This is a genomic window from Dyella sp. KRB-257, from assembly GCF_049445995.1.
Lineage (GTDB): Bacteria > Pseudomonadota > Gammaproteobacteria > Xanthomonadales > Rhodanobacteraceae > Dyella_A.
Map to the genome: position 1 here is coordinate 40129 of NZ_JBMSDZ010000020.1, position 20343 is coordinate 60471.

A 20343-nucleotide genomic window follows, 5' to 3' on the forward strand; every position below is an offset into this window, starting at 1 on the left:
CACGGATCAGGGGCGCGGCGTCGTGCCCCAGGGCAGCGCGTCGAGATCCACGTTGCCGCCGGTGAGTACCAGGCCGACGTGGCGACCGGCGAAGCATCCTGGCGCCTTGAGCACCGCGGCCAGCACGGTGGCGCAGGACACCTCCGCGATGATCCTGAGCTCGCCCCAGATCAGCCGCATCGCGGCGATGGCTTCCGCGTCGGTGACCGTGATCACCTCCACCGCGTGCTCGCGCAAGGCCTGCAGGTTCGGCGCGCCGATGAGCGCGCGCAGGCCGTCGCAGACGGTATCGGGGACAACGCTCTGCACGCGGTGGCCGGCCGCCAGCGAACGCGCCGCATCGTCGGCACCGGCCGGTTCTGCGGCGAACAGCGGCAGCCCCGGGCACAGCGCGTGCGCGGCGATCGCCACGCCGGCGGCCAGCCCGCCGCCGCCCACCGGCGTGATGAGCACATCCAGCGCGGGTACCTGGGCGAGCAGCTCCAGCGCGATCGTGCCCTGCCCGGCGATCACCCGCGCATCGGCATACGGATGTACCAGCACGGCGCCGGTGTCGCGCCGCACCTGCTCGGCCTTCGCCTCGCGCGCGGCCTGGGTCGGTGCGCAGCGGTGCAGCACCGCGCCGGCGCGCGCGATCAGCTCGAGCTTGGCCTGCACCGCACCCTCGGGCACCACCACATGGGCAGCGATGCCGCGCGTGGCCCCGGCCAGCGCCAGCGCGCTGCCGTGGTTGCCGGACGAGTGGGTGACCACGCCGCGGCGCGCGTCGGCATCGCCCAGCGACCACACCGCGTTGCAGGCGCCGCGGAATTTGAAGGCACCGCCGCGCTGGAAGTTCTCGCACTTGAAGTGCAGGCGGGCGCCGGCCAGCGCGTCGAGCGCATCGCTGCGCAGCACCGGCGTGACCACGGCGTAGGGGGCGATGCGCGCGGCGGCGTCGCGGATGGTCTCGAGCGTGGGCAGCGCGGGCAGGTTCATGCGGTTTCGAACTCCACGCCGCAGCGGAAGCGGCGCTCGGCGCCGGGGGCGAGGCGGATCGCGTCGGCGCAATCGGCCCGGTTGAAGGCATCGGCCCAGCTTTCCATCGGCTCCAGCGCCAGCGAGCCGCGCACGTCGCGACTCACCGTGTCGGCGGTGAATGCCAGCATCACGCCGCGCTCCTGCCACAGCGCCAGGCCCAGGCCGCTGGAGGGGTCACGCAGGCGGCTGCGCAGCCGGCCATCGGCGTCGGGCACGAGGTCGGCGAAAGCGTGATTGAGCTCCAGCGCGCCCACCGCGCGTGGCGTGCGGAAATCGAGCGCAGGCGCGCGGTCGATCGGCACGCGCGCCGCGTGGCCGGGCAGCGGAATGTAGCCCGTGTCGGTGGCGATCACCGTGCACGCGGGCACCTGCAGTTCCCACGAGGCCAGCGGCGTGTCGCCGAGGCGGAAATACGGATGCCAGCCGAAGAAGCACGGCGCGGCGCGGTCGCCGGTGTTGCGCATGGTCGCCTCCAAGGTGAGCCCGCGCGCGTTGAGACGGTAGCGGATCGCCAGCGCGATCGCGAATGGATAACCGGGGTGCGCGTCCGCCGCGATCGCGGTGGTGAAGGTGGCCCCGGCGCCGTCGTCGTCTGCGCTGAGCGCCTGCAGGTCGAAATCGACGCCGCGCACGAACCCATGGCGGGCCGCGCGCTCGACCTCCGGCACGCCGGGCTGCAGGTCGCGGTCGACGCCGTCGAAGCGGTAGCGTGCACCGGCGATGCGGTTGGCGAACGGCACCATCACCGCGAAGCGCGAGCTGGGTCGCGCGTCGAGTTCGGCGGCGTCGCGGTAGCCGTCGGCCAGGTCGATCGTGCGGTCGCGGTGACGCACCTCGATCGACAGCACGGTGGCGCCACGGCGGGCAATCCGCACGCTGCGCGCGCGCGCGGCGTCGTGCAGCACGATCAGTGCGTGCGCTCCCAGCGCATCGCGGGCAACCTCGAAGGACGGCATCGACGTGAACCTGGCTACAAGGCCGGCCATGTTAGCCTGATCGGCCCCACCCGATCCGCTCTCCCATGCCCGACCGTCAGGACCACGCCACCGCTCCGATCCGCCTGCGCGACTACACCCCGCCCGCGTGGCGCGTGGAATCGATCGAGCTGAGCTTCGAGCTCGGCATCGACACCACCGAAGTCGCCGCCCGCCTGCATCTGCGCGGCGACGCCAGCAGGCCGCTGCGGCTCGACGGCGAGGGGCTGGAGCTGCTGGCGATCGCGCTGGACGAGCAGCCGCTGGACGCCGGCGCGTGGCGCTACGCCGACGGCGTGCTGGAAGTGGACGGCGCGCGCGACGGCAGCGTGCTGAGCACCCGCGTGCGCATCCACCCCGCCGCCAACACCGCGCTGGAGGGCCTGTATCTCTCCGGCAGCCGCGAGGCGGGCTTCCTGCTCACCCAGTGCGAGGCCGAAGGCTTCCGCCACATCACCTTCTTCCCCGATCGCCCCGACGTGCTCACCCGCTACACGGTGACGCTGCAGGCCGAGCGCGCGCGCTTTCCCGTGCTGCTGGCCGGCGGCAACCCGGACGGCGCCGGCGAGCTGCCGGACGGCCGCCACTGGGCGCGCTTCGTCGATCCGCATCCCAAGCCCTGCTACCTGTTCGCGCTGGTCGCCGGACGGCTGGAAAAAATCCAGCGCGACTACCGCACCGCCGATGGACGCGACGTCAAACTCGTGATCTGGGCCGAAGCCGACGTGATCGACAGCTGCCACTACGCGATGGACGCACTCGAGCGCGCCATGCGCTGGGACGAGCAGGCCTACGGGCGCAATTACGATCTGTCCGTGTTCCACGTCGTCGCCACGCACGACTTCAACATGGGCGCGATGGAGAACAAGGGTCTCAACATCTTCAACGCGAAATACCTGCTGGCCGATCCGGACACCACCACCGACGACGAGTACAAGGCGGTGGAAGCGGTGGTGGCGCACGAGTATTTCCACAACTGGAGCGGCAACCGCGTGACCTGCCGCGACTGGTTCCAGCTGTCGCTGAAGGAAGGGCTCACGGTGTTCCGCGAGCAGCAGTTCTCCGCCGACATGAACTCGGCGGCGCTCAAGCGCATCGAGGACGTGGCGCTGCTGCGCCGCGCGCAGTTCCCCGAGGACGCCGGCCCGCTGGCGCACCCCGTGCGCCCGGCCGAGTACCACGAGATCAACAACTTCTACACCGCCACCGTCTACGAGAAGGGCTCGGAACTGGTGCGCATGCTGGCCGGCAGGCTGGGGCAGAAGGGCTTCCGCCGCGGCATGGACCGCTACTTCGAACGCAACGACGGCCGCGCCGCCACGATCGAGGATTTCCTTGCCGCGCTGGGCGACGCCAACGATCTGGACCTGATGCCCTATCTCGCCTGGTACGGCCAGGCCGGCACGCCCCGACTGCGCGCGCGCGGACACTTCGACGCCGGCGCGCGCCGCTACACGCTCACGCTGTCGCAGCACGCGCAGGCCGCGGCCGGCCAGCCGGAGAAACCGCCGCTGCCGATCCCGGTGAAGCTCGCGCTGTTCGATCGCGACGGCCGCATGCTGGCGCTGCGCATCGACGACAGGACGCTCGGCAATGAGACGGTGGTGGTGCTCGACCGGGCCGAACAGACGTTCGCGTTCGACGAAATCGAGCGCTCGCCGGTGCCCTCGCTGCTGCGCGGATTCTCCGCGCCGGTGATCCTGGAGTGCGACTCCGCCCCGGCCGACCTCGCCCTGCTGCTCACCCATGATCCGGACGGCTTCAACCGCTGGGAGGCCGGCCAGCAGCTGGCCGCGCTGGCGTTCGACGACTGCCGCCATGGCGGGCGGACCGCCCTGCAGGCATGGTGTAACGCGCTGGCGCAGCTGTTTGCCGACTGCGCGCTGGACCCGGCCCTGCTGGCCGACCTGCTGACGCCGCCGGGCGAGGTGGAGCTGGCCGAGCGCGAGCAGGAGGTGGATCCGGCGCAGATCCACGCCTTGCGGCAGCAACTGCAGAAGCAGCTGGCCGAGACAATCGGCGTGTTGGCCCTGGCGCAACGGCTGGCCGCGCTCGACGTGGCCGGACCGCTGCAGCTCGATGCGGTGGCCAAGGCGCAGCGGCGGCTCAAGCGCCGCGTGCTGGAACTGCTCGCGCTGGCCGATGCACCCACGGCGCAGGCCCGTGCGGACGCCCAATACCGCCGGGCGCAGGGCATGACCGATCGCCTGGCCGCACTCTCGGTGCTGGTGCGCAGCGAGGCGGCATCGGCCGCCGACGCGCTGGCCGATTTCCGTCGCCGCCACGCGGACAATCCGCTGGCGCTGGACAAGTGGTTTGCGGTGCAGGCGCAGTTGCCGGGCGAGAGAGCGCTGGAGCGCGTGCGCTCGCTGGAAAGCGATCCGGCCTTCACGCTGAAGAATCCCAACCGCGCGCGCGCCCTGCTGGGCACCTTCGCCAGCAGCAACCCGAGCGGTTTCCATCGCGCCGATGGTGCCGGTTATCGGCTGCTGGCCGAGCGCCTGGTGGCGCTCGATGCGCTCAACCCGCAGATCGCCGCGCGGCTGGCGACCGCCTTCAATGGCTGGCAGCGGCTGGAACCGGTACGCCGTGACGCGGCCAGACACGTGCTGTCAGCCCTGGCCGAAACGCCGGGGCTGTCGCGGAATCTGGCGGAAATCGTGGCGGGCATGCTGAAGAGCTGATCGCTCAAGCGAAACGGGGCACTCGCCATCCCTCGCAGGCCTTCGGCGCGGCGGAGCGAAGACACTCCACGCCGTACCGAAGGCAGGCCGTGCCGATGACCGGCACGGGCGGCCAGCGCGCTCAGGCGGAGAGCTGCTGCAGCTGTTCGAGCAGGCGGTGACGGCGCGATTCCAGACGGGGACGCAGCGTGCTGCGCTCGCGCTCCCCACGGCGCTCGAGCTGCTCCATCGCCATCTCGACGCGACCGATCTCCATCCACAGGTCGTGCTGCCGATAGACCGGTTCGAAATTGATGCTCATGTCCATGCCGCGCCCCCCCTCGGTTGTTGCGGTTGCCTCGCCAGGGGGAATGCATCCGGCGTGCCAACAATGTGATCGCACTCACACCCGTTTTGTGCACCCGCCACCGGAACTGACGCATCGCGTCAGGTGCTGCCGCGGCAAGGCCAAAAGAGCCGTTTCGGTCACACCGGGTTCACGCGTGCGAGTCGAATATCGGACCCACGTTACTGGCGTCTTGGCCACCCGCATTCCCGATTTACCGGTTTCTGGCGCCCGGCAATACGGTCATCCTGGATTCCCCCTGTTCCTGAGACCGCCGGGCGCCAGATCTCTCAAAACAAAGCCCCGCGCCATATGGCGCGGGGCTTTGTGTTTTGCGCATCTCGCAACGCATCCCGCAAAGGGAGACGGCGCCCGAGGGCGCCGTCATTGCTTCCTTTCCCGGCACGCGGCGGAACCCCTGTCGTTCCGTCTCGGCGCGCATCGACTGCGCAGCGTCTGCCCGTGAAAAGTGCGTGAGAATTTGTGCATGAACCGTGCCAGGCATTTCCAAACAGGCGCACCGCCTGACGTCGACTTACCATATCGCCCAACCACGTCCACTTTTGGACCCAGCAGGTCAGTTCCATGCGTCACCCGACATCCTACGACGTCATCGTGGTTGGCGGCGGCCACGCCGGCACCGAGGCGGCCCTTGCCGCCGCCCGCGCCGGCGCGCGCACGCTGCTGCTCAGCCACAACATCGAGACGATCGGCCAGATGAGCTGCAACCCGGCCATCGGCGGCATCGGCAAGGGGCACCTGGTGAAGGAGATCGACGCGCTGGGCGGCGCCATGGCCCGGGCCGCCGACCGCGCCGGCATCCAGTGGCGCACGCTCAACGCCTCCAAGGGCCCGGCCGTGCGCGCCACCCGCTGCCAGGCCGACCGTGCCCTGTACAAGGCGGCGATTCGCCGGATCGTGGAAACCCAGCCCAATCTGGAGCTGTTCCAGCAGGCGGTGGACGACCTGATCGTCGAGGGCGGCCGGGTGACCGGCGTGATCACCCAGATGGGCCTGGGCTTCCACGCGCCCGCCGTGGTGCTGACCGCCGGCACCTTTCTCGCCGGCAGGATCCACATCGGTCCGGCGCAGTACGCCGGCGGCCGCGCCGGCGACCCGCCGGCCAGCATGCTGGCGCAAAAGCTGCGCGAACTTCCCGTGGCGGCCGACCGGCTGAAGACCGGCACGCCGCCGCGCCTCGACCGACGCAGCATCGACTTCAGCGGCCTGGAAGAGCAGCCGGGCGACGATCCGGCGCCGGTGTTTTCCTACCTCGGCTCGCGCGAGGAGCACCCGCGCCAGGTCAGCTGCTGGATCACGCATACCTCCGGACGCACCCACGAACTGATCCGCGGCGCGCTGGACCGCTCGCCGCTGTACAGCGGCCAGATCGAGGGCGTGGGGCCGCGCTACTGCCCGTCGATCGAGGACAAGGTAGTGCGCTTCGCGGAGAAGGAATCCCACCAGGTGTTCATCGAGCCGGAAGGGCTGGATACGTTCGAGATCTATCCCAACGGCATCTCCACCTCGCTGCCGTTCGACGTGCAGCTGGCGCTGGTGCGCTCGATCAAGGGCTTCGAGCACGCCCACATCACCCGGCCCGGCTACGCCATCGAGTACGACTACTTCGATCCGCGCGGCCTGCAGCCGTGGCTGGAGACCAAGGCCATCGGCGGCCTGTACTTCGCCGGCCAGATCAACGGCACCACCGGCTACGAGGAAGCCGCCGCGCAGGGCCTGATCGCCGGGCTCAATGCGGCGCTGGCCGTACAGGGCAAGGCGCCGTGGTACCCGCGCCGCGACGAGGCCTATGTCGGCGTGCTGATCGACGACCTCACCGGCAACGGCACCCTCGAGCCCTACCGCATGTTCACCTCGCGCGCCGAATACCGGCTGCATCTGCGCGAGGACAACGCCGACCTGCGCCTCACCGAAACCGGCCACGCGCTGGGCGTGGTGCCCGTCGAACGCTTCGATGCGCTGCGCGCCAAGCGCGACGCGGTCGAGCGCGAGACGCAGCGCCTGGGCGCGCTGTGGGCCGCGCCGAACAATGCCCTGGGTGCAGCGATCGAGCGCCACCTCGGCATCGCGGTGAGCCGCGAGACCAACGCGCTGGACCTGCTGCGCCGGCCGGAGCTGGATTACCTCCGCCTCACCGCGGTGCCCGAGCTCGGCCCGGCGGTGGAGCACGAGGACGTGGCGGCGCAGGTGGAAGTGCAGACCAAGTACGCCGGCTATCTCGAACGCCAGCGCGAGGAGATCGAACGGGCGCGCCGCCACGAACACACGGCGATCCCGACCGGCTTCGATTACGACCAGGTGCGCGGCCTGTCCGCCGAGGTGCTGCTCAAGCTCAAGCGCGTGCAGCCGGCCACGCTGGGCCAGGCAGCGCGGGTCAGTGGCGTGACCCCGGCAGCGATCTCGCTGCTGCTGGTGCACCTCAAGCGACGCGCCGCCTGACGCCTGCCCGCGTCATGGTGCCGTGGCATCATGGCGCGATTCGACTGACCGCGAGGCACCCACGCATGGACATCTGGATCGGCCGCAACGGCGAACGCCACGGGCCCTACAAGGAAGCGGATGTCCGCCAGTGGCTGCGCAGCGGCGAAGCCAGCGGCGACGACCTCGGCTGGTACGACGGCCTGGCCGACTGGCAGCCGCTGGCGGTGCTGTTTCCCGAGGACGTGCAACGCCCCGCCTCGGCCACGCCGCCGCCGATCGCCGCCGCGCCGCTGCCGCCGACCGTCACGATGGCGCTGGAGAACTACGCCGGCTTCTGGAAGCGCTTCCTCGCCTACATCATCGATGCGCTGGTGCTGTACATCCCGAACAAGCTCATCATGGATGCGATGGGCGCGGGAGCGGCGCAAGCCCGCCTCGGCGAGGCCATGCAGGCGGCAGCGGGCAACATCCAGGCCATGCTGGATGCCTACAGCCGGTTCTATGCGGAGATCGGCAACGCCACACTGGTAACCGGCGTGCTCGCCTGGCTGTACTTCGCGCTGTGCGAGAGCTCGGTCTGGCAGGGTACGCTGGGCAAGCTCGCGCTCGGCATCCGGGTTACCGATCTGCACGGCGCGCGCATCAGCCTCCCGCGCGCGCTCGGCCGCTATCCGGCGAAGTTCCTCAGCGTGTTTACGCTGGGCTTCGGCTTTCTGATGGCCGGCTGGACCAGCCGCAAGCAGGCGCTGCATGACATGGTCGCCAGCACGCTGGTGCTGAACGGCCGTGCTTCCGAATTCCAGCAACACGACGCGAGAAAGGAAGGCAGCGCGCCCGGCCGCTTTGACGCCTGACCAGCCTCCTTACGTACTACCGACGCCGCGGCCTGCCGCGGCGTTTCCTTTGCTGCCGCACGCACCGGACCGCTCCTGGCCGCTTGCTATGATCAGCGATCAGTTCTGCTTTCGACGGCCCACGCTCCTAACCTCAAGGAAAACCCGCTCGACCATGCCCAGCATCGAACAACGCATTGCCCAGGACATCGCCGCCAAGCCCGAGCAAGTGCGCGCCGCCGTGGATCTGCTCGACGGCGGCGCCACCGTGCCGTTCATCGCGCGCTACCGCAAGGAGGCCACCGGCGGCCTCGACGACACCCAGCTGCGCCTGCTCGAAGAGCGCCTGCGCTACCTGCGCGAGCTGGAAGACCGCCGCGCGGCGGTGCTGGCCAGCATCGAGGAACAGGGCAAGCTCACCGACGCGCTGAAGGGCGACATCCTCGCCGCCGACACCAAGGCGCGGCTGGAAGACCTCTACCTTCCCTACAAGCCCAAGCGCCGCACCAAGGCGCAGATCGCCCGCGAAGCGGGCCTGGAGCCGCTGGCGCTGGGCCTGCGCGAGGATCCCACGCGCGACCCGGAAACCTTCGCCGCCGATTTCGTCGACGCGGACAAGGGCGTGGCCGACGTGCGCGCCGCGCTGGACGGTGCCCGCGCGATCCTGATGGAGACCATCGCCGAGGATGCCGCACTGGTCGGCGAACTGCGCGACTGGCTGTGGGACAAGGGGCAGATCCGCGCCAGGGTGGTCGAGGGCAAGGAGCACGAAGGGGCCAAGTTCCGCGACTACTTCGACCACGTCGAACCGATCGGCAAGATCCCCTCGCACCGCCTGCTGGCGCTGATGCGCGCACGCAACGAGGGGGTGATCGAGCTGGAGCTCATCCCCGCGCTCGATCCGGAGCAGGGCCACGCCGAGGGCGAGGGCCGCGTGGCCGCGCACGCCGGCATCCTCGACCGCGGCCGCGCCGCCGACGCCTGGCTGCGCGAGACGGTGCGCCTGACCTGGCGCGTGAAGCTGCACCTGCACCTCACGCTGGACCTGTTCGGCCGCGTGCGCGAAGGCGCCGAGGACGAGGCGATCCGCGTGTTTGGCGACAACCTCAAGGACCTCATGCTGGCCGCACCGGCCGGCGCCAAGACGGTGATGGGGCTGGACCCGGGCATCCGCACCGGCGTGAAGGTCGCCGTGGTCGATCCCACCGGCAAGCTGCTGGCCACCGACACCATCTATCCGCACGAGCCGCGGCGGCAGTGGAACGAGTCGCTGGCCTCGCTGGCGCGGCTGTGCCAGAAGCACGGCGTGGACCTGATCGCGATCGGCAACGGTACCGCCTCGCGCGAGACCGACAAGCTGGCCGGCGAGCTGATCAAGGGGCTGGCCAGGAGCCATCCGGAGCACAAGCTCTCGAAGGTGGTGGTGAGCGAGGCCGGCGCCTCGGTGTACTCGGCCTCCGAGACCGCCGCCAAGGAATTCCCCGAGCTGGACGTGAGCCTGCGCGGCGCCGTCTCCATCGCGCGCCGCCTGCAGGATCCGCTGGCCGAGCTGGTGAAGATCGAGCCCAAGGCGATTGGCGTGGGCCAGTACCAGCACGACGTCAACCAGGTGAAGCTGGCCCGCGCGCTGGACGCCCGCGTGGAGGACTGCGTGAACGCGGTCGGCGTGGACGTGAACACCGCCTCGGCCGCCCTGCTCTCGCGCGTGGCCGGCCTCACCGCCTCGGTCGCCGAGAACGTGGTGAAGCATCGCGACGCGAATGGTCCGTTCGCCAACCGCAAGGCGCTGCTGAAGGTGCCGCGCCTGGGCGACAAGGCGTTCGAGCAGTGCGCCGGCTTCCTGCGCGTGACCGGCGGCGACAATCCGCTGGACGCCAGCGCGGTGCACCCGGAAGCCTATCCGGTGGTCGAGAGGATCATCGCCCAGTGTGGCCGCGAGGTGCGCCACATCATCGGCGACACCGGCTTCCTGCGCGGCCTCAAGGCCGAACAGTTCACCGACGAGCAGTTCGGCGTGCCGACCGTGCGCGACATCCTCAAGGAACTGGAGAAGCCCGGCCGCGACCCCCGCCCCGAGTTCGTCGCGCCGAGTTTCGCCGAGGGCGTGGAGGACGTGAAGGACCTGCGCCCCGGCATGATCCTCGAGGGCCGCGTCACCAACGTCGCCGCGTTCGGCGCCTTCGTCGACATCGGCGTGCACCAGGACGGCCTGGTCCACGTCTCGGCGCTGTCGCACACCTTCGTCAAGGACCCGCGCGACGCGGTGAAGGCCGGCGACATCGTCAAGGTGAAGGTGATGGAGGTTGACCTGCCGCGCCAGCGCATCGGCCTGTCGATGCGGCTGGACGACGAGCCGGGGCAGAGCCGCGCGCGGCCGGCCGCGGGTGGCGGTGAGCCGCGCCGCGACAGCCGCGGGCCACGCCCCGGCGGCGGCGCGCCCAAGCCCAGCGCCCCGCCCGCCAACAGCGCTTTCGCCGACGCCCTCCTGCGCGCCAGGCAGCGCTGAAAGCGCCCCGCCTGAGCGCATGCGCCGTTGCGATGCAACGCAGCATGCGCTCAGGTATGGAGTGGATTACCGTAACGCGGTCATAACAAGCCACCCCGGCCCAGGAGCTCCATCACCATGCCTCGTACCCGTCTTCTCGCCGGCGCCATCGTCGCCGGCCTGTTCGCCAGCCAGGCCGCCAGCGCCACCGATTTCAGCCAGGTCGTCGTGTTCGGCGACAGCCTCAGCGATGGCGGCAACATCTCGCTCGCCAGTGCGCCGCAGATCCAGCCGCCGCTGCGCTTCACCACCAACCCGGGCAAGACCGCCGCCGAGCTGGTCGCCGATGGTCTCGGCCATCCGATTACCGCCTCGCTGGCCGGTGGCACCGACTTCGCCTGGGGCGGCGCGGGCCTGGTCAACAACGTGGCGGCCGTGCCGACCCTGCCGCAGCAGCTGGGCATGTATCTCACCGCCACCGGCGGGCAGGCCGATCCGAATGCCCTCTACCAGGTGTGGGGTGGCGCGAACGACATCTTCTACCTCACCGCCACCTCGACCGATCCGACCGTACTGGCCGCCGGCACCGCCAATGCGGCGATCACCGAAGTGGGCATGCTCGGCCAGCTCAAGGCCGCCGGTGCCAACTATGTGGTGGTGTACAACCTGCCGGACATCGGCAAGACGCCGTCGGCCATGGCGCAGGGCGCGGCCGCTTCGGCCGGCGCCACGCAGCTGTCGGTGCTCTACAACAGCACGCTGAGCAGCGGCCTGTCGCAGCTGAGCAGCCAGGGTCTGAACGTGATCCCGGTGAACACCTACGGCCTGATCAACGAGGTCGTTGCGAATCCGCAGGCGTTCGGTTTCAGCAACGTCACCGACGCGGCCTGTGGCCTGGCCGCCAGCTCGGTGCAGTGCGGCCCCGCGGGCTCGGGCCTGCCGTACACCTATGCGGCCGGCACCGACGAGAGCTACCTGTTCGCCGACGGCGTGCATCCCACCACCGCGGCGCATCGCCTGCTGTCGCAGGTGGTGCTGGCCGAGCTGGCGGCGCCGGGCCAGATCTCGCTGCTGGGCGAGGCGCCGCTGGCGTCGTCCGCGGCGCAGTACCGCGCGATCCGCAACGAGATGCTCGCCGACAGCCAGGGCAGCGGGACGCGCATGTTCGCCGCCATCGACTACGGCCAGCAGCGCTTCGACGGCACCGACAGCACGCCCAGGACCAGCAGCGACAACGTCAACCTGACGCTCGGCGCCGACGTGCGCACCGGCGAGCACACTTCGGTGGGCCTGTCGCTGGGCATCGGCCAGAGCAAGGCCGACTTCAAGGGCAACAGCGGCGGCTACAAGATGCAGGACATCTCCGGCCAGGCGTTTGCCCTGTACAGCAACGGCGGCGGCTACGTGGGCGGCTTCGCCAGCTTCGGCCAGTCCAACTTCAAGGACATCGAGCGGCGCATCCAGCTCGGCCCGTCGCTGCGCGTCGAGAGCGGCAAGGCCGATGGCTCGCACCTGGGCGGCGGCGTCGAGGGCGGCTGGTGGTTCGACATGGGGCCGTCGCTGAAGACCGGCCCGTTCGCTCACGTGGAATGGCAGTCGATCAAGGTCAACGGTTATACCGAGGGCGGCCGCGATTCGACCGCGATGTACTTCGGTCGCCAGCAGCGCGACGCGCTGATCAGCTCGCTGGGCTGGCGCCTGATGGGCTCGTGGAAGGTGAACGACCTGCAGATGGCCCCGTTCGTCGAGCTGGCCTGGAACCACGACAGCAAGGCCGACCCGCGCACCGTGCGCGCCGGTCTCAACAGCATGGGCGGCAGCTTCGCGCTGTCGGGCTTCACGCCGGACAAGACCTGGGGCAGCGCCAACATCGGACTGTCGGCGCAGCTCACCCCCAGCGTGACCAGCTGGATCGCGGTCAACAGCCGCTTCAGCGACAGCACGCAGAAGGACAACAGCGTGAACCTGGGCTTCAAGGTCGCGTTCTGATCCATCGGCCCGCACTACGAAAAAGGCCGTCCGCGATGCGGACGGCCTTTTTGTTTCCAGTACCGGAGGCGCCCGGCGCCTTGCCGGACACCGAAGCGGATCGCCTATTTTTGGGCGAGCTTCAGGATCACCTCGGCCTGGCTTTTCAGGCTGTCCGCCTCGCCGTCTGAAAGGTCGCTGGTCTTGCCGCCACTCACCACCTGCCTGAGCACCGGCTTGCCGTCCACATCCCAGCTCACGCGCTCGATGGCATTCGGCTTGGCGTCCTTGCTGGACTTCTTCTGCTGCACGGCGACCCATGCCTTGCCGGCCTTGTAGGCGTAATCGGTCTCGGTGAAACCCTTGTCGCCGTAATCGACCTGCTCGCGGATGAACTGCACCTGTCCGTCCTTGCGGAACACCTGCCAGCCGCGCGACGCGTCCTTCTCCAGCTTGGTGCCGGACTTGATCTTCATGCCGCCGATCTGTTTCTTCAGATCCTCGAACGCGGCCAGATCCTTCTCCGCCGGGGTCTGCCGGGCCACCAACTGGATGCTGACCTGGTTGCTGGCACCCTTGGTCAGCACCGGCGCCTGCAGCGGCATCTCGTAGGTGCGATCGCCATCGACCAGGTTGGCCTTGACCACGTAGAGGTCGTTCGGGTTCACGTCGGTCGGGTTGAACTCCAGCTCGAAGCTGACCGGGAACGGCCCCACCGGTGAGATCGTCTTGGTGGCCAGCGGCGCGCGCGCGGCAGCCGGGGCAGCGGCCCCCTCCGCGGCGGCACCGGCCGAAGCGGCGGACACGTCCACCAGACTGATTTCCAGCTTGGCCTGCGGCGACAGCTGGGTCGGTTCGCGCAGGGTGATCTGGCCGGCCACCGTGTTGCCGGCCTGGGGCGCGGCGGTCGCGGCGGCGCCCTCATCGGCCTTGCTCGGCGCCTGCTGGGAGGAAGAAGAACTGTTGCAGCCGGACATCGCCAGCGCAGCCACCGAAACCAGCGACCAAATTGCCTTGCGCATCGTGAAACCTCATCGAACGATCTTTAACGGGCACGAACCTCGCCTGACGCCGACGCGCCACGCAAAGCACCGCGGGGGAGAGGGTCAAGCTTAGCCGATAAAGGATGAAGGGGAAAAGTCAAGCGTGCAGTCAAGCGAGCCGTCGTCGAGCAAGCCGTCGCACACTGCCCCATGCCTGCCGCGGTGCTTCGGTGCAACCCTACTGGGCGAAAGATTCACGACACTTTGTCCCGGCTATGGTCGGCCGTCAGGTAGTGTTTCCTATCCCCCGTTGCCGCGGCATGCGCCCGGATCGCGCTTGGCGGCACCCTCGTTCCAGGCACATCCATGAATTCTCGCCAGCACCTCCTCCCGCCTCAAACCACCCAATCCCGGCTTGCGTCGATCGACCCCACCGCCACCCATGCGGCGACCAGCGCTTCCAACAGCTTCGCCGAGCGCATCCGGTTGCTGATCCAGCGCGTGGGCAGCGCCACCGAGATCGCCCGTATGTGCGGTTTTTCCGAAGGTGTGGTGCGCAGTTGGCGCGACGGCAACAGCGATCCGTCGCGGGCGCGATGCGTCACCCTGGCCCGCACGCTGGGGATCTCGCTGGTCTGGCTGGTGGCCGGCGAAGGCGCGATCCAGGCGGAACCGCGCACCGGCGAGGCGCGGACGATCGGTGAGTCGCGCGAGAACCGTGGACGCGACGGCCTTTCCACGCCGCTGGATGACGCACCGATGGCCCAGGTGGTCGACGAGCAGCGGCTGGAGGCGGCACGCGCCATCCTGCGCACGGACCTGTCGCTGTCCGGCAGCGAGCTCGACGACGCGGAGCACGAGCGCCTGCTTGGCGAGCTGTACGAAATCGTGGGGCCGGGCGGCACCCAGATCGACGCTAGTGCCCTGCTCGCATTCCAGCAGCGACTGGCGCTGCGCCTGCGGTGCGACGAGATCGCCTGACGGCGCCAAAACACGCGGCCGGCAGCGGACGCACCGGCGTTGGCTGACCGCTTACAGCAGGGCGATATCGGCCACCGCGCTGAACTGGTCCTTGAGCTTCGCCAACAGGGCGAGTCGATTGGCGCGCACGGCCACGTCGTCCGTGTTGACCAGCACCGAATCGAAGAACGCATCCACCGGCGCCTGCAACTGCGCCAGACGCTCCAGCACGCGGCCGTAGTCGCGCCCGGCCCAGGGGCCGGCATTGTCCCGGTCGGCGGCGGCCAGCGCTTCGGCAAGGGCGTGCTCGGCGGGCAGTTCGAAGCGGGCGGCGTCCACCGCGGTGGGCACGACCCCCGCGCCGGATTCCTCGGCCTGCTTGCGCAGCAGATTGGCCACGCGTTTGTTCGCCGCCGCGAGGCTGGTCGCCTCCGGGCGGCGCGAGAAGTCGGCCACCGCGCGCAGGCGGCGGTCGAAGTCGGCCAGGCTGGTCGGCGCCACGGCCAGTACCGCTTCGAACGATTGGCCGTCGAAGCCCCGCTCGGCGTAGTAGCCGCGCAGGCGATCGAGCACGAACTCGTGCAACTCGCGCTGCAGCGCGGCGCGCCGCACGCCGGCATCGAACGCGCCGGCCTGGCCGTCCTTGCCCGGCTTGATGCCCGCCTGCAGCGCTGCCTCGGGCAGCAGCTCCAGCGCCTCGGCAAACGCCGCCTGCAGATCGAGTTCGAGGCCCGCCTCCACCAGCGTGCGCGCCAGGCCCAGCGCGGTGCGACGCAGGGCGAACGGGTCCTTGCTGCCGGTGGGCTTGAGACCCACGGCAAAAATGCCGGCCAGCGTGTCCAGCCGCTCGGCGACCGCCACCACCTGACCCACCGCGTCGGCGGCGATCGCGTCGCCGGCGAAACGCGGCCGGTAGAAGCTGTCCAAGGCGTCGGCGACGGCCGCGGGTTCGCCCTGGCGGCTGGCGTAGTAGCGACCCATCACGCCCTGCAGCTCGGGGAACTCGCCGACCATGCGGGTCAGCAGGTCGCACTTGGCCAGGCTGGCGGCGCGCGTCGCCGCGCCGGCGTCCACGCCCACGCGGCTGGCAATCACGCGCGACAGCTCGGCCACGCGCACGGTCTTGTCCCACAGGCTGCCCAGCGACTGCTGGTAGGTGACATTCTTCAGCGCCTCCTGATAACCCGCCAGCGGCGTTTTCAGATCCTCGTCCCAGAAGAACTTGGCATCGGCGAAGCGGGGACGGATCACCCGCTCGTAACCCTTGCGGATCTCGGACGGATCCTTCGACTCGATGTTGGCGATGCCGATGAAGTGCTCGGTGAGCCGGCCGTCGGCATCGAAAACGGGCACGAACTTCTGGTTCGCCTCCATGGTGGTGACCAGCGCCTCCGGCGGCACCGCGAGAAACTCGCGCTCGAAGGTGCAGGCGATCGCCACCGGCCATTCGGTGAGGTTGGCGATCTCGTCCAGCAGCGCGCCGTCCAGGCGCGGCGTGCCGCCGATCTCGGCGGCGACGCGGGCGACTTCGTCGCGGATGCGATCGCGGCGGGCGGCCGGATCGGCGATCACCTTGGCGGCGAGCAGCGCGTCTTCCCAGCTGTCGGCGTCCACCACGTGGATCGGCTGCGGACGCATGAAGCGGTGGCCGCGCGACTTGCGTCCGCTGGTCAGGCCCATCACCTCGCCATCGACGATCTCCGACCCGTGCAGCATCACCAGCCAGTGCACCGGGCGCACGAAGCTGTAGTCGTGTCCGGCCCAACGCATCGGCTTGGGGATCGGCAGCGCCTTGAGTGCCTCGGCGACGATCTCCGGCAACAGCGCGGCCACCGACCGGCCCGGCTTCACCGAGCGGTAGACGAACCACGCGCCCTTGTCGGTTTGCAGCTTCTCCAGCGCATCCACGCTGACCCCGCAGGACTGCGCGAAGCCGACCAGCGCCTTGGCCGGTTGGCCGTTCGCGTCCACGCCGGCGCTCACCGCCGGACCGCGGCGTTCGATGGTCTGCTCGGGCTGGGCCTGGGCGACGCCCGGGATATGGACGGCCAGACGCCGCGGCGTGGCGAAGGTGCGCGCGGCATCGAGGCCGGCGTCGATGCCGCGCCGGGCCAGCCCGTCGCAGATGCCGCTCGCGAACGCGGCAGCCAGTTCGTCCAGCGCCCTGGGCGGCAGCTCTTCCGTGCCCAGCTCGATCAACAGCGACTTGGCGGCGCTCATGCAGCCTGCTCCTGGTGCTTCTTCAGGCCCGGAAAACCGAGCTTCTCGCGCTGGCCCACGTAAGTTTCCGCCACGGCGCGGGCCAGCGTGCGCACGCGCAGAATGTAGCGCTGGCGTTCGGTGACGCTGATCGCGCGACGCGCGTCGAGCAGGTTGAAGGTATGGCTGGCCTTCATCACCTGCTCGTAGGCCGGCAACGGCAGGTTGGCGGCGATCAGCTGGTTCGCGGTGGCCTCGCACACGTCGAACCAGCGCAGGAGCTCGGGCACGTTGGCGTGCTCGAAGTTGTAGGTGCTCTGCTCGACCTCGTTCTGGTGGAACACGTCGCCGTAGGTGACGACGCCACGCGGGCCGTCGGTCCAGATCAGGTCGTAGACGTTGTCCACGTTCTGCAGATACATCGCCAGCCGCTCGAGGCCATAGGTGATCTCGCCGGTCACCGGACGGCATTCCAGGCCGCCGGCCTGCTGGAAGTAGGTGAACTGGGTCACCTCCATGCCGTTGAGCCACACCTCCCAGCCCAGCCCCCAGGCGCCGAGCGTGGGCGATTCCCAGTTGTCCTCGACAAAGCGCAGGTCGTGCACCAGCGGATCGAGCCCCAGCTCCTTCAGCGAGTCGATGTACAGCTCCAGGATGTTCTCCGGATTGGGCTTCATCACCACCTGGTACTGGTAGTAGTGCTGCAGGCGGTTGGGATTTTCGCCGTAGCGGCCGTCGGTGGGGCGGCGCGAGGGCTGCACGTAGGCGGCCGACCAGGGCTCGGGGCCCAGCGAGCGCAGGAAGGTGGCGGGGTGGAACGTGCCGGCACCGACCTCGGTATCGAGCGGCTGCAGCAGCACGCAACCCTGCGCCGCCCAGTAGCGGTTGAGCGTCTGGATGACGTCCTGGAAGGTACGCGCGGACATGGCTTTCCGTGACCTGGGAATAAAGCGCGTTAGTATAGCCGCGACCGCATGGCAGCTCGCTTTTCACGCCATGCCGAACGTCTGGAGCATCCCCCGTTCATGGCCGCATCCCCGCAAAGCACGCCCCTGCTCGGCCGTCGCGGCCGGCTGGAACTGGACGAGACGCTGGCGGCGCTGGTGGTCGATGGCTACCTGCTGGCGGAGGACGCCCGCCAGGTGCGCATGGGCAGCCGCGCCGGGCGCAGCACGGTGGAACTGCATCCGCTGGTGGTGATCGCCAACGCCAGGCTGCCGAACCAGCGCGAACCGGGCCGTCCGCTCGGATTGGAAACGCTGACCGAATGGCTGGCCGTGCAGGCCGGGCTGCCGTATCTCAAGATCGATCCGATGAAGATCAACGTGGCCTCGGTCACGCAGACGGTCAGTCTGGCCTACGCCCAGCGCCATCGCATCCTGCCGGTGGCGGCGAGTCCCGGCGAGATCACCTTCGCCACCTGCGAGCCGTTCGATGGCGACTGGGCGCGCGACCTGGCGCAGATGCTCAGACGCGACGTGCACCGCGCGGTATCCAGTCCGCTGGACATCAATCGCTACCTGCAGGAGTTCTACGGCGTCCAGCGCTCGATCCAGCTGGCGCAGGACGCCAAGGCGGCCGGGTACGACAGCTCGACGATCCTCAATTTCGAGCAACTGGTGGAGCTGGGCAAGGCCGGCGAGGTCGGTGCCGACGACCGCCATGTGGTGCACATCGTCGACTGGCTGCTGCAGTACGCCTTCGAGCAGCGCGCCTCGGACATCCATCTGGAGCCCCGCCGCGAGTCCGGGCAGATGCGCTTTCGCATCGACGGCGTGATGCACAAGGTGTTCGAACTGCCGCCGACCGTCATGACCGCGGTGACCTCGCGCATCAAGATCCTCGCACGCATGGACGTCTCGGAAAAACGCCGCCCGCAGGACGGGCGCATCAAGACGCGCTCCAGTTCACTTCGCGAGGTGGAGCTGCGCATCTCGACCATGCCGACCGCGTTCGGCGAGAAGGTGGTGATGCGCATCTTCGATCCGGACATCGTGTCCAAGAGCTTCGAGCAGTTGGGCTTTTCGCCGATGGAGGACCGCATCTGGCGCGCCATGGTGGAGCGGCCGCACGGCATCGTGCTGGTGACCGGCCCCACCGGCTCGGGCAAGACCACCACGCTGTATTCGACGCTCAAGCATCTGGCCACGCCGGAGCTCAACGTCTGCACGGTCGAGGACCCGATCGAGATGGTCAGCGGCGAGTTCAACCAGATGCAGGTGCAGGCATCGATCGACCTCGATTTCGCCGCCGGCGTGCGCACTCTGCTGCGGCAGGACCCGGACATCATCATGGTCGGCGAGATCCGCGACCTGGAAACGGCGCAGATGGCGGTGCAGGCCTCGCTGACCGGGCACCTGGTGCTGTCGACCCTGCATACCAACGACGCGCCCAGCGCGATCACCCGCCTGCTCGACCTGGGCGTGCCGCATTATCTGATCCAGTCCACGCTGACCGGCGTGGTGGCGCAGCGACTCGTGCGCACGCTGTGCGCCCACTGCAAGGCGCCGGAAGCGCAGGATCCGGACGAATGGGAGGCGCTGACCCACGGCTGGTCGATGCCGCTGCCAGAAGTGGTGTACCGACCCGTCGGCTGCCTCGAATGCCGCAATACCGGCTTCATCGGCCGCACCGGTATCTACGAGATGTTGCAACTTACCCGTCCTCTGCGGGCGCGGATCTCCAGCCAGCCGGATCTGGCCGCCCTCTCGGCGGCGGCCTTGAGGGAAGGCATGCGACCGCTGCGCATTTCCGCCGCCGACCAGGTGACCCAGGGCCTGACCACGGTCAAGGAGGTGCTCACGGTGATCCCGCCAATCGATCACGACACCGATGCCCTCACCGAGCTCCCCGGGTTCGACCATTGACGTTCCGACATCGTCCGGTGGCATCATTCCAGATCGGCAGCGAATCAAACCGGATACTTGCGTCGCCAGCCATCGAAGACAGCCATCGAACCCGCGGTCACCGGATACGAACTTCGGGGCGCCGAAGTTCTGCATGGCGCCCCACAAAAAACCCCCTCTTGTGGAGGGGGTGATTGGTGTATGAGGTCCCTGGCGGTGACCTACTCTTGCATGCGGAAGCACACTACCATCGGCGCAGCTGCGTTTCACTTCCGAGTTCGGGATGGGATCGGGTGGGACCACAGCGCTATAGCCGCCAGGGAAAGGGGTTGAAGCGGCGCACTGCGCCGAGCTTCAATGGGGTTTGAAGACCTTTTGAAGAGTCCGCCATGGATGGCGGTCTTTGCTCTTCGCGACAAGGACTTCGCGTCAAAGCATGGGGTAAACGAGTGACAAGCGATTTGGGGCGAAGCGTGTTTCGAGATGCGTTGCTGAAGCACAGCGAAGCGTCTTGGGGTTATATGGTCAAGCCGCACGGCGCATTAGTACGCGTAAGCTCAATGCATTGCTGCACGTCCACATCGCGCCTATCAACCACCTGGTCTTGATGGTGCCTTGAGGAGA

13 protein-coding genes and 2 rRNA genes are annotated in these 20343 nt (G+C 69.1%); 7 read left to right on the forward strand and 8 right to left on the reverse strand.

All coding sequences use genetic code 11. The features are described from left to right. Positions 1-6 precede the first annotated feature (6 nt). The gene (locus ACO2Q2_RS14120) at positions 7-978 is read right to left on the reverse strand and encodes a pyridoxal-phosphate dependent enzyme (RefSeq protein ID WP_423256462.1); all 972 of its coding nucleotides are present in this window, start codon (positions 976-978) and stop codon (positions 7-9) included. Further along, positions 975-1976 (reverse strand): aldose 1-epimerase, encoded by a 1002-nt coding sequence (locus ACO2Q2_RS14125; protein ID WP_423256464.1) that lies wholly within the window; start codon positions 1974-1976, stop codon positions 975-977. Before ACO2Q2_RS14125 ends, ACO2Q2_RS14120 begins: the two co-directional genes overlap by 4 nt. 65 nt (positions 1977-2041) lie before the next feature. Between ACO2Q2_RS14125 and pepN the strand changes: the two genes are divergently transcribed. Then, on the forward strand, positions 2042-4678 hold the full coding sequence (gene pepN, locus ACO2Q2_RS14130; protein ID WP_423256466.1) for an aminopeptidase N: 2637 nt from the start codon (positions 2042-2044) through the stop codon (positions 4676-4678). Between the two features lie 121 nt (positions 4679-4799). On the opposite strand, the gene ACO2Q2_RS14135 is transcribed toward pepN, so the two are convergent. Further along, on the reverse strand, positions 4800-4979 hold the full coding sequence (locus ACO2Q2_RS14135) for a hypothetical protein (RefSeq protein WP_423256468.1): 180 nt from the start codon (positions 4977-4979) through the stop codon (positions 4800-4802). Positions 4980-5588: 609 nt separating this feature from the next. Here ACO2Q2_RS14135 and mnmG point away from each other — a divergent pair. From mnmG to ACO2Q2_RS14155, 4 genes are all read left to right on the forward strand, one after another. Further along, the gene (gene mnmG / locus ACO2Q2_RS14140; RefSeq protein WP_423256469.1) at positions 5589-7463 is read left to right on the forward strand and encodes a tRNA uridine-5-carboxymethylaminomethyl(34) synthesis enzyme MnmG; all 1875 of its coding nucleotides are present in this window, start codon (positions 5589-5591) and stop codon (positions 7461-7463) included. Between the two features lie 65 nt (positions 7464-7528). After that, positions 7529-8299, forward strand: coding sequence for an RDD family protein (locus ACO2Q2_RS14145; protein WP_423256471.1), 771 nt, complete (start codon positions 7529-7531; stop codon positions 8297-8299). A 154-nt stretch (positions 8300-8453) separates the two neighbouring features. Then, positions 8454-10784: a Tex family protein gene (locus ACO2Q2_RS14150; protein WP_423256473.1), complete on the forward strand. Its 2331-nt coding sequence runs from the start codon at positions 8454-8456 to the stop codon at positions 10782-10784. A 117-nt stretch (positions 10785-10901) separates the two neighbouring features. Continuing rightward, positions 10902-12752 carry an autotransporter outer membrane beta-barrel domain-containing protein gene (locus tag ACO2Q2_RS14155; RefSeq protein WP_423256475.1) on the forward strand — a complete coding sequence of 617 codons (1851 nt, stop codon included), beginning with the start codon at positions 10902-10904 and terminating at the stop codon, positions 12750-12752. A 104-nt stretch (positions 12753-12856) separates the two neighbouring features. On the opposite strand, the gene ACO2Q2_RS14160 is transcribed toward ACO2Q2_RS14155, so the two are convergent. Then, a complete protein-coding gene (locus ACO2Q2_RS14160; RefSeq protein ID WP_423256477.1) occupies positions 12857-13753 on the reverse strand; it encodes a YbaY family lipoprotein in 897 nt (298 codons plus the stop codon). Positions 13754-14080: 327 nt separating this feature from the next. Here ACO2Q2_RS14160 and ACO2Q2_RS14165 point away from each other — a divergent pair, with 327 nt between their 5' ends. Further along, positions 14081-14695 carry a helix-turn-helix domain-containing protein gene (locus ACO2Q2_RS14165; protein WP_423256479.1) on the forward strand — a complete coding sequence of 205 codons (615 nt, stop codon included), beginning with the start codon at positions 14081-14083 and terminating at the stop codon, positions 14693-14695. Positions 14696-14746: 51 nt separating this feature from the next. Here the strand turns inward: ACO2Q2_RS14165 and glyS are convergent, their stop codons facing one another. Further along, entirely contained in the window at positions 14747-16894 is a 2148-nt protein-coding gene (gene glyS, locus ACO2Q2_RS14170) for a glycine--tRNA ligase subunit beta (protein ID WP_423256480.1), read from the reverse strand. Continuing rightward, entirely contained in the window at positions 16891-17799 is a 909-nt protein-coding gene (gene glyQ / locus ACO2Q2_RS14175) for a glycine--tRNA ligase subunit alpha (RefSeq protein WP_423256482.1), read from the reverse strand. Before glyQ ends, glyS begins: the two co-directional genes overlap by 4 nt. A gap of 99 nt (positions 17800-17898) precedes the next feature. Between glyQ and ACO2Q2_RS14180 the strand changes: the two genes are divergently transcribed. After that, a complete protein-coding gene (locus ACO2Q2_RS14180; protein ID WP_423256484.1) occupies positions 17899-19740 on the forward strand; it encodes a GspE/PulE family protein in 1842 nt (613 codons plus the stop codon). Between the two features lie 187 nt (positions 19741-19927). Here the strand turns inward: ACO2Q2_RS14180 and rrf are convergent. Beyond that, a 5S ribosomal RNA gene (gene rrf / locus ACO2Q2_RS14185) occupies positions 19928-20040 on the reverse strand. Positions 20041-20240: 200 nt separating this feature from the next. Beyond that, positions 20241-20343 (reverse strand): 23S ribosomal RNA (locus ACO2Q2_RS14190); the annotation flags it as partial.

What these genes read in the sequence shown, in the direction of transcription:
- ACO2Q2_RS14145 (WP_423256471.1), top strand. Translation starts at nt 7,529, where the DNA reads ATGGACATCTGGATCGGCCGCAACGGCGAACGCCACGGGCCCTACAAG.
- ACO2Q2_RS14160 (WP_423256477.1), bottom strand. Translation starts at nt 13,753, where the DNA reads ATGCGCAAGGCAATTTGGTCGCTGGTTTCGGTGGCTGCGCTGGCGATG.
- mnmG (WP_423256469.1), top strand. Translation starts at nt 5,589, where the DNA reads ATGCGTCACCCGACATCCTACGACGTCATCGTGGTTGGCGGCGGCCAC.
- ACO2Q2_RS14150 (WP_423256473.1), top strand. Translation starts at nt 8,454, where the DNA reads ATGCCCAGCATCGAACAACGCATTGCCCAGGACATCGCCGCCAAGCCC.
- ACO2Q2_RS14120 (WP_423256462.1), bottom strand. Translation starts at nt 978, where the DNA reads ATGAACCTGCCCGCGCTGCCCACGCTCGAGACCATCCGCGACGCCGCC.
- ACO2Q2_RS14155 (WP_423256475.1), top strand. Translation starts at nt 10,902, where the DNA reads ATGCCTCGTACCCGTCTTCTCGCCGGCGCCATCGTCGCCGGCCTGTTC.
- pepN (WP_423256466.1), top strand. Translation starts at nt 2,042, where the DNA reads ATGCCCGACCGTCAGGACCACGCCACCGCTCCGATCCGCCTGCGCGAC.
- ACO2Q2_RS14165 (WP_423256479.1), top strand. Translation starts at nt 14,081, where the DNA reads ATGAATTCTCGCCAGCACCTCCTCCCGCCTCAAACCACCCAATCCCGG.
- ACO2Q2_RS14180 (WP_423256484.1), top strand. Translation starts at nt 17,899, where the DNA reads ATGGCCGCATCCCCGCAAAGCACGCCCCTGCTCGGCCGTCGCGGCCGG.
- ACO2Q2_RS14125 (WP_423256464.1), bottom strand. Translation starts at nt 1,976, where the DNA reads ATGCCGTCCTTCGAGGTTGCCCGCGATGCGCTGGGAGCGCACGCACTG.
- glyQ (WP_423256482.1), bottom strand. Translation starts at nt 17,799, where the DNA reads ATGTCCGCGCGTACCTTCCAGGACGTCATCCAGACGCTCAACCGCTAC.
- glyS (WP_423256480.1), bottom strand. Translation starts at nt 16,894, where the DNA reads ATGAGCGCCGCCAAGTCGCTGTTGATCGAGCTGGGCACGGAAGAGCTG.
- ACO2Q2_RS14135 (WP_423256468.1), bottom strand. Translation starts at nt 4,979, where the DNA reads ATGAGCATCAATTTCGAACCGGTCTATCGGCAGCACGACCTGTGGATG.